General features: G+C 68.2%; 12 protein-coding genes. 3 read left to right on the top strand and 9 right to left on the bottom strand.

Annotated features, from left to right (window positions below; translation table 11 throughout):
• Nucleotides 1–280: 4a-hydroxytetrahydrobiopterin dehydratase (locus tag ASE78_RS14930; RefSeq protein WP_082467245.1), on the bottom strand; the 280-nt coding region annotated here is incomplete at its 3' end.
• Between the two features lie 47 nt (nt 281–327).
• Between ASE78_RS14930 and ASE78_RS14925 the strand changes: the two genes are divergently transcribed.
• The 3 genes from ASE78_RS14925 to ASE78_RS14915 are packed head-to-tail and all read left to right on the top strand — an operon-like array spanning nt 328 to nt 1,918.
• Entirely contained in the window at nt 328–723 is a 396-nt protein-coding gene (locus ASE78_RS14925) for a metallopeptidase family protein (protein WP_056498128.1), read from the top strand.
• The gene (ccmA, locus tag ASE78_RS14920; protein ID WP_056498126.1) at nt 720–1,286 is read left to right on the top strand and encodes a heme ABC exporter ATP-binding protein CcmA; all 567 of its coding nucleotides are present in this window, start codon (nt 720–722) and stop codon (nt 1,284–1,286) included. The genes ASE78_RS14925 and ccmA overlap by 4 nt, the downstream gene beginning before the upstream one ends.
• A complete protein-coding gene (locus tag ASE78_RS14915) occupies nt 1,283–1,918 on the top strand; it encodes a heme exporter protein CcmB (protein ID WP_056498125.1) in 636 nt (211 codons plus the stop codon). Before ccmA ends, ASE78_RS14915 begins: the two co-directional genes overlap by 4 nt.
• Nucleotides 1,919–2,047: 129 nt before the next feature.
• Here the strand turns inward: ASE78_RS14915 and ASE78_RS14910 are convergent, their stop codons facing one another.
• The 8 genes from ASE78_RS14910 to ASE78_RS14880 are packed head-to-tail and all read right to left on the bottom strand — an operon-like array spanning nt 2,048 to nt 7,819.
• Nucleotides 2,048–2,917, bottom strand: coding sequence for a class I SAM-dependent methyltransferase (locus ASE78_RS14910; RefSeq protein ID WP_056498123.1), 870 nt, complete (start codon nt 2,915–2,917; stop codon nt 2,048–2,050).
• Nucleotides 2,917–4,311, bottom strand: a complete 1,395-nt coding sequence (gene thrC, locus ASE78_RS14905; protein ID WP_056498121.1) for a threonine synthase — start codon at nt 4,309–4,311, stop codon at nt 2,917–2,919. The genes ASE78_RS14910 and thrC overlap by 1 nt, the downstream gene beginning before the upstream one ends.
• 11 nt (nt 4,312–4,322) lie before the next feature.
• Complete coding sequence (locus tag ASE78_RS14900; RefSeq protein WP_056498119.1) at nt 4,323–4,931, bottom strand: SURF1 family protein; 609 nt, start codon at nt 4,929–4,931, stop codon at nt 4,323–4,325.
• On the bottom strand, nt 4,928–5,290 hold the full coding sequence (locus ASE78_RS14895; protein WP_056498117.1) for a DUF983 domain-containing protein: 363 nt from the start codon (nt 5,288–5,290) through the stop codon (nt 4,928–4,930). The genes ASE78_RS14900 and ASE78_RS14895 overlap by 4 nt, the downstream gene beginning before the upstream one ends.
• Before the next feature lie 5 nt (nt 5,291–5,295).
• Entirely contained in the window at nt 5,296–6,210 is a 915-nt protein-coding gene (locus ASE78_RS14890) for a cytochrome c oxidase subunit 3 (protein ID WP_055760412.1), read from the bottom strand.
• A 51-nt stretch (nt 6,211–6,261) separates the two neighbouring features.
• Complete coding sequence (locus tag ASE78_RS14885) at nt 6,262–6,795, bottom strand: cytochrome c oxidase assembly protein (RefSeq protein ID WP_055758935.1); 534 nt, start codon at nt 6,793–6,795, stop codon at nt 6,262–6,264.
• Nucleotides 6,792–6,923 carry a hypothetical protein gene (locus tag ASE78_RS19820; RefSeq protein WP_268795721.1) on the bottom strand — a complete coding sequence of 44 codons (132 nt, stop codon included), beginning with the start codon at nt 6,921–6,923 and terminating at the stop codon, nt 6,792–6,794. The genes ASE78_RS14885 and ASE78_RS19820 overlap by 4 nt, the downstream gene beginning before the upstream one ends.
• Nucleotides 6,923–7,819, bottom strand: coding sequence for a heme o synthase (locus tag ASE78_RS14880; RefSeq protein ID WP_056498115.1), 897 nt, complete (start codon nt 7,817–7,819; stop codon nt 6,923–6,925). The genes ASE78_RS19820 and ASE78_RS14880 overlap by 1 nt, the downstream gene beginning before the upstream one ends.
• Nucleotides 7,820–8,003: the final 184 nt, after the last annotated feature.

The following is an 8,003-nucleotide window of genomic DNA, read 5'->3' as shown; positions in this document are numbered from 1 at the left end:
CCAGCGAGTCGATCGCCTGCGCCATGTCGATGTCGCGCTCCGACAGGCCGCCCGCGTCGTGGGGGGTCAGCAATATGTCGACGCGGTTGTAGATGTTCGACCATTCGGGATGGTGATCGGCCTTCTCCGCCAGCAACGCGACCTGCGCCATGAACGCGAACGCCTGGCTGAAATTATCGAAGGTGAAGCTGCGCACGATCGCGTCGCGCGCCGCATCGTGATCCCAATCGGGCAATCCGTCCAGCGCATCGGCGCGTTCGGCCTGACTCAGCGGCTCCATGATCCCTCCCTTGTGTCCTCGACCCGGAGCGGCCTATTGCTTGAACCATGGCCGATCAAGCGCGAAGAGCCCCCACCGCCGGGGAGATGGAAGCGTTGGCGCACGAGGCGCTGGCGCGTATCCCCGAACCCTTTGCCGGGCATCTCGCCAACGCGGTCCTGTTCGTCGAGGAATTCGCCGACGACGCGACCCTCGCCGAAATGGACATGGACCCCTATGAGCTGACCGGCCTGTATCGCGGCCGGCCGGTGGGCGAGAAATCGGCGTTCGACGCGATCGACTATCCCGAACAAATCCACCTCTATCGCCAGCCGTTGCTCGCCGAATGGTGCGAAACCGGCGTCGACCTCCACGACCTGATCCGTCACGTCATCGTGCATGAGGTCGGCCATCATTTCGGCCTGTCCGACGACGACATGCACGCGCTGGAGGACGGCGATTGACCCTGCTCGCTTTCGCGGGCGTGACGGCTAGGCGCGGGGGGCGGGTGTTGTTCGCCGATCGATCGTTCGTGCTGGCGGCGGGCGACGCGCTGCTGGTGCAGGGGCCGAACGGCGTCGGCAAGTCGACGCTGGTGCGGATCGCCGCCGGCCTGCTCGCGCCTGTCGCCGGAACGGTGACGCGCGGTGGCACGACCGCTTTGCTGACCGAAGGCACCGCGCTCGACGCCGAACAACCGCTGGCGGCGGCGCTCGGCTTCTGGGCGGCGCTCGACGGCACGCGCGATCGGGTGGCCCACGCGATGGCGACGATGGCGATCGACACGCTCGGCGACGTGCCGGTGCGGATGCTGTCGACCGGGCAGAAGCGCCGCGCCGCCATCGCCCGCGTCATCGCCGCCGCGGCACCATTGTGGCTGCTCGACGAGCCGGCCAATGGCCTCGACGCCGCCTCGCTCGACCGGCTGGAAGCGGCGATTTCCACCCACCGCGCGGGTGGCGGCGCGGTGCTGGTCGCCAGCCATGTGGCCGTAGCGCTGCCTGATGCCGAAGTGCTGGCGCTGTGATCGCGCTTACGTTGCGCGAAGTGCGCCGCGCGTGGAGCGGCGGCGGGCTGTTGCTCCCGGTCGCGTTCTTCCTGCTCGTCGCCACGCTGTTTCCCTTCGCGGTCGGGCCGGATGCGGCGCTGCTCGCGCGGATCGGCGGCGGGGTCGCGTGGGCGGCGGCGCTGCTCGCCGCGCTGCTGCCGATCGAGCGGCTGATCGCGCCCGACCTCGACAGCGGTGTCGTCGACCAACTGGTCGCGCGCGGGTGGAGCGACACCGCCATCGCGCTCGCCAAGACGATCGGCCACTGGCTCGGCTTCGCGCCCGCCATGCTGCTCGCCGCCGGGCTGTCCGCCGCATTGCTGGGCATGGATGCGCGCACCCTGTTGCTGGTCGAGGGCGGGTTGCTGATCGGAACGCCGGGCCTTGCCGCGCTGGCGGTGGCGACGGCGGCGCTGGTCGCGGGCCTGCGCGCCGGCGGCGCGGTCGCTGGGTTGGTGATGCTCCCGCTCGCGCTGCCGCTCGTCATCTTCGGCGCGGGCGCGGTCCAAGGCGGGGCAGGGGCGCTGAAACTGCTCGGCGCGACCAGTCTGCTACTGTGCGTCGGCGGCCCGATCGTGGCCGGGGCGGCGCTCAGGATCGGGCGGAGTTAGGGGCTGGTCGATCCATTTCGAAGCAAGCGTCATCCCAGCGAAGGCTGGGATTTCCCGGTGACAGCGCGCGCCAGGAGCCGCTTGAGGCCCCAGCCTTCGCTGGGGCGACGTTTCCATGCGGATCGATCTTTACGGTCGGCTCCACCGCGCAAAGATCGCGGTCGGCAGCACCAGCCCGCGCGTTTCTTCGCGTACGCCCAGTTCGCCGCATTCCACCGTACCGTCCAGATCGCCCAGCGCCTGCCGCAGCAGTTCGCCGATCGCCAGCGCCGACATCCGCACGGCATAGACCGTCAGGAACAGGAAGCGTGATTCGCTGTCGAGCAACTGGCGGCATTCGGCGATGAGGCCGGGGAGATGTTCCTCCAGCTTCCACACCTCGCCGTTGGGGCCGCGCCCCCATTTCGGCGGATCGAGGATGATCCCGTCATAGCGCCGTCCGCGCCGCACTTCGCGGGCGACGAACTTGCCGGCATCCTCGACCAGCCAGCGCACCGGCTTGTCGCTCATGTCCGACAAGGCGGCATTGCCGCGCGCCTGTTCGACCGATTTCTTCGACGCATCGACATGCACGACCCGCGCGCCGGCCGCTGCCAGCGCCAGCGACCCGACGCCGGTATAGCCGAACAGGTTGAGGCATTCGGGATCGGTCGCCCCGTCGATCCGCCCGCGCATCCAGTCCCACACCGGGGCCATGTCGGGGAAGAAGCCCAGATGACGGAACGGCGTGTTGCTCGCCGAGAACCGCACCTCGCGCCACGTCAGCGGCCAGTCGCGCGGGGGCTGTTTGAAGAACTGCCAGCGCCCGCCGCCATCCTCGTCCGATCCCGGCACGAACTCGCCGTGCGCGTCCCACTCGGGCAGCGCCGGGGCCCACATCGCCTGCGGTTCGGGACGGATGAAACGATACGGCCCATAGCGTTCGAGCTTGCGACCATGGCCGCAATCGATCAGCCCGTAATCGCCCCATGGCTCGCCGATGAGTGCGATCGGGTCCATCAGCTACGCGGCGTCGCGCGCTGCGCAATCCACGCCGTCACCGCCTCGAACGTCGCGGGCAGGGTGACATAGCGTTCCTCGCGCTCGAACAGGTCGCCGACCCGACCGGGCAGCGTCGCGCGGCTGCCGATCGCGCGTTCGACCGCGTCGGGGAATTTGGCCGGATGCGCCGTCGCCAGCGTCACCATCGGCGCATCGATCTCAGCATCCTGCGCGGCGGCAAAGGCGATGGCGGTATGCGGATCGAGGATCTCGGCGGCATGGTCATACGCCCAGCGCATCGCCTGCGCCATGCGATCGCCATCGACTCGCGCACTCTGGAACAGCGTCGCCGCGCCCTGGCTCTGCGCATTGGTCAGCCGCATCGCGCGCGCGCCCTCGAACCCGCGCATCTGTTCGCCCAGCGCCCGCCCGTCGCGCCCGCCCAGATCATGGAGCAGCCGCTCGAAGTTCGAGCTGACCTGAATGTCCATCGACGGCGTGGCGGTCGGCGTCACCTGCGCGCTCGAATAATCGCCGCTGGTCAGCGCGCGGTGGAGGATGTCGTTGACGTTGGTCGCGACGATCAGCTTCGCGATCGGCAACCCCATCTGCGCCGCGACGTATCCAGCGAACACATCGCCGAAATTGCCGGTCGGCACCGAAAAGGCAATCGCCTTGTCCGGCCCACCGAGGCGCACCGCGGCGTAAAAGTAATAGACCACCTGCGCCATCAACCGCGCCCAGTTGATCGAATTGACCGCCGACAGCCGGAACCGCCCCGAAAAGCCGGGGTCGTTGAACATCGCCTTGACCAGCGCCTGCGCGGTGTCGAAGTCGCCTTCGATCGCGATGTTGTGGACGTTGGGCGACAGCACGGTCGTCATCTGCCGCCGCTGCACGTCGGACACGCGGCCCGCCGGGTGCAGCATGAAGATGTCGATGTTCTCGCGCCCCGCCACCGCATCGATCGCCGCCGAGCCGGTGTCGCCGCTGGTGGCACCGACGATCGTGAGGCGCTGCGACGTGCCGGTCAGGAACTTCTCGAACAACAACCCCAGCAATTGCAGCGCCACGTCCTTGAACGCCAGCGTGGGGCCGTGGAACAGCTCCAGCAACCACTGGTCATGGTCGAGCTGCACCAGCGGGGTGACGGCGGCATGGCTGAACCGGCCATAGGCTTGTTCGCATAAGCTCCGCAGCTCGGTCTCGCTGAGCGAGTCGCCGACGAACGGCAGCATCACCCGCACCGCCGTCTCGGCATAGCTCAGGCCGGCCAGCGCGGCGATTTCGTCGTGCGTCAGTACCGGCCACCGCGCCGGCACGTACAGGCCGCCGTCGCTGGCCAATCCGGCGAGCGTCGCGCCCGCGAAATCGAGTTCGGGCGCATCGCCCCTGGTGCTGACATACCGCATGGGGTGGGCGGTTAGCGGCTGCGGCGGCGAAGTGCCAGCAAGTATATGATGACCGCGGCCAAGGCGAAGGCGAACCACTGGATCGCATAGGCCAGATGATGGTCGGGCAGGTTCGCCGGATCGGGCCGCCGGCTGGGGGACAGGCCGGGGGCGGCGGTGTCCGATACGATCAGCGGTTCGGCCGGGACCGCCCGCCCGATCATCCGGTCGAAGAGGGTAGGGCCGCCCGGCATCTGGCTGAGCGTGCCGGTGATCGCCCCGCCGCGCCAGTCCGGCCGGACCTTCGGATCGGCGGCGACCCCCATGTCGAGCCGGAAGCGCTGGCCTCCAGGGCTGCGACAGGTGACGATGTGGCGATAGCCGGGCTGGTCGTCGACGCTGCGTCCCGCCGCCATCGTCCAGTCGCCCGGCGTCGCGCAGGTCGCGGTGACGCGGGCGAACAGCGATTCGTCGGTGATCCGCGCCGGAAGCGCCATCGGTGGACGATCGAGGTTGGCAGTGGCGCGCGCGATCAGCGCTTCCTTTTCCCCGCGCCGCTGCACCTGCCACAGCCCCAGCGCGACCATCGCCGCGACCGCCAGCACCACGACGATCGTCGGCAGCACGGGCACCCGCTTCATCGCCCGCCCCGGCCTTCGCGCGCGTCACGGCGGTACTCGAGCGCGAGCAACACGCCCTTGGCGACCCGCAACGACCCGACGACCCCGCCGATCGTCAGCGGCACCCACAACAGCGCATGGACCCACCACGGCGGGGCGACCGCCAGCTCCAGCCAGATCGCCGCCACGGTGACGATGGTCCCGATGCCGAGCGTCAGGAACGCCGCCGGTCCGTCACCGACGTTGAACGCGGCAAAATCCAGCCCGCACGCGCTACAGCGCGCCGCGAAGGCAAGCAGTCCGGCAAACAACGTCGCCTTGCCGCAGCGCGGACACAGGCCGCGAACCCCGCAGGCGACGGGGGTCGCAGGCCCGGTCATATCGCTCAACCGCCGTGGATCGGCGCGCCCCAGCCGCCCCAGACATAGATGACGACGAACAGGAACAGCCACACCACGTCGACGAAATGCCAATACCATGCCGCCGCCTCGAAGCCGAAATGCTGCTTCGGGGTGAAGTCGCCCTGATACGCCCGCAGCAGGTTCACCGCGAGGAAGATGGTGCCGACCAGCACGTGAAAGCCATGGAACCCGGTCGCCATGTAGAAGGCGGCGCCATAGTTCAGCCCTTTGAACGGCATCGGCGCATGGATATATTCATACGCCTGAATGCACGAGAACAGCGCGCCGAGCAGGACGGTGATCCACAGCCCCTTCTTGACGCCGTCGTTCTCGCCGACGCCGATCATGCCCCACACGCCCTTCAGCGCACCGCCGCGCTGGTTGTGGATCAGCGCATGGTGTGCCCACGTCACCGTCGTGCCCGACAGCAGCAGGATGAAGGTGTTGAGCAGCGGCAGTTCGAAGGCGTTGAGCACCTCCAGCCCCGCCGGCGGCCATTGCGCCGCGACCGCCGTGCTGCCTGCCTCGATCAGCGAGACGCCCTCTTCGTGGTTATACTGGACGGCGGCGGGGAACAGCGAAAAGTCGAACCACGACCAGAACCAGCCGACGAAGAACATGACTTCGGAGGCGATGAACAGGATCATGCCGTAGCGCAGGTGCAACTGCACCACCGGGGTATGGTCGCCCGCCTTCGCCTCGCGGATCACGTCGACCCACCAGAACGCCATGCACGACAGCGTCGCGATCAGCCCCGCGCCGAACACCAGTCCGCCGAGCGGCGCTTCGTTCATCCACATGATGCCGCCGGCGGCCAGGATGAACGCCGCCATCGAACTGGCCAACGGCCAGATGCTGGGCGGCAGAATGTGGAAATCGTGGTTCTTCGCGCCTGCCATCATCCGTCCCTTGTTCCGCCGCCCCTGTCTCCGGGGTATTTGTCCGCGACCCTAACCGCTCGTCTTGCCTGAATCCACCGGGTAAAATGTGTAACTGAGCGTGATGGCGCGAATGTCCTTCGCGTCCGGGTCGGCCAGCATCTTGGGGTCGACGAAGAACACCACCGGCATCCGCACCTTTTCACCCGGTTGCAGCGTCTGCTGGGTGAAGCAGAAACACTGGATCTTGGTGAAATATTTGCCCGCCTGCGCCGGCGTCACGTTGAAGGTCGCGGTGCCGGTGACCGGGCGGCCCGACACGTTCTTCGCGGTGAAGAACGCCATGTCGCGCGCGCCGATGTCGACCGTTTCCGACGCGCGCTCGGGCTTGAACTCCCACCCCAGCGCGGGGTTGATGTTGGCGTCGAAATGCACCGCGATCCGGTCGCCGACCGCGCCGGGCGCCTGCTCCCCGCGCTGCGTCGTGCCGTTGAACCCGGTCGCCTGACAGAACATGCGATACAGCGGCACGCTGGCGAACCCGACCCCGGTCATGCCGACCACAGCGGCGGCGGCGAACAACGCGGTGCGCAGGTTGCGGGTCATGTGCCCATTCCGGCCTGAATCTTCACGATGGTGATCGCGAACAGCAGCACGACAAGGCCGCCGAGGATCCACGCCATCACCTTGGCCCGTTCGCGCTGCCGTGCGCGGATACGATCGTCGTCCTGCATCAGAATGCCCACCGGTCGGCGACGAGCGCGCCGAACATCGCGAAGAGATAGAGGATCGAGAAACCGAACAGCCGCTTCTCGGGCTTCATCGTGTCGGGCGTGCCGGTGGTCCGCGTCGCCACCTGCGCCGCCATCAGCGCGAAGACCGCCGTCAGCACCAGCGACACCAGCCCGTAGAACATGCCCGTAAGCCCGAGCGGCCACGGCGCCACCGCCACCGCCGCCATCGGGATGGTATAGAGGCCGATCTGCACCCGCGTCATCCGCTCGCCCGCCACCACCGGCAGCATCGGCACGCCGGCATTGGCGTAATCGGTCTTCACGAACAGCGCGAGCGCCCAGAAATGCGGCGGGGTCCACAGGAACACCAGCGCGAACAGCAACAGGGGGAGCAGCGCCACCTGTCCGGTCGCCGCCGCCCAGCCGATCAGCGGCGGAAACGCGCCCGCCGCCCCGCCGATGACGATGTTCTGCGGCGTGCGGCGCTTCAGCCACACGGTATAGACCAGCACGTAGAACAGGATCGATACCGCCAGGATCGCGGCGGAGGGCCAGTTCACCGCCAGCCCCATCAGCACGACCGAAAAGACGGAGAGACCGACGCCGAAGTGCAGCGCCGACTGCCGGTCCATCCGCCCGGCGGGCAGCGGCCGCCCCTGCGTCCGCTTCATCAGTGCGTCAATGTCGGCCTCGTACCACTGGTTCAGCGCCCCCGCCGCGCCCGCGCCCAGCGCGATGCACAGCACGGCGGTGAAGCCGATCACCGGATGGATCAGCACCGGCGCGGCGAGCATGCCGCACAGCCCGGTGAAGACGACCAGCGTCATCACCCTGGGCTTGGTCAGCGCCAGGAAGTCGCGCCAGTCGGCGGGCAGGGGGATCGTCTGCGCGGTCATCCCCATCCTATAGAGCGTTGCCGGCCCGGGGGAAAGCACCGTGCGTTACCCTCGTCTTTCCGGTGCAGGCCGGAATCCATGGAAAGGGTAACGGCAGCCATGAAGTCGCCAACATGCGACACAAGGGATTCTAGGGCCGATCGACATTCAGTCGCGCGTCGTCACCCCGGAACGAGTCCGGGGG

This window comes from Sphingomonas sp. Leaf25 (assembly GCF_001421635.1).
Taxonomy (GTDB): Bacteria; Pseudomonadota; Alphaproteobacteria; order Sphingomonadales; family Sphingomonadaceae; genus Sphingomonas.
Note: the sequence above shows the minus strand (reverse complement) of the source record. Positions and strands in the feature narration are given on the sequence as shown.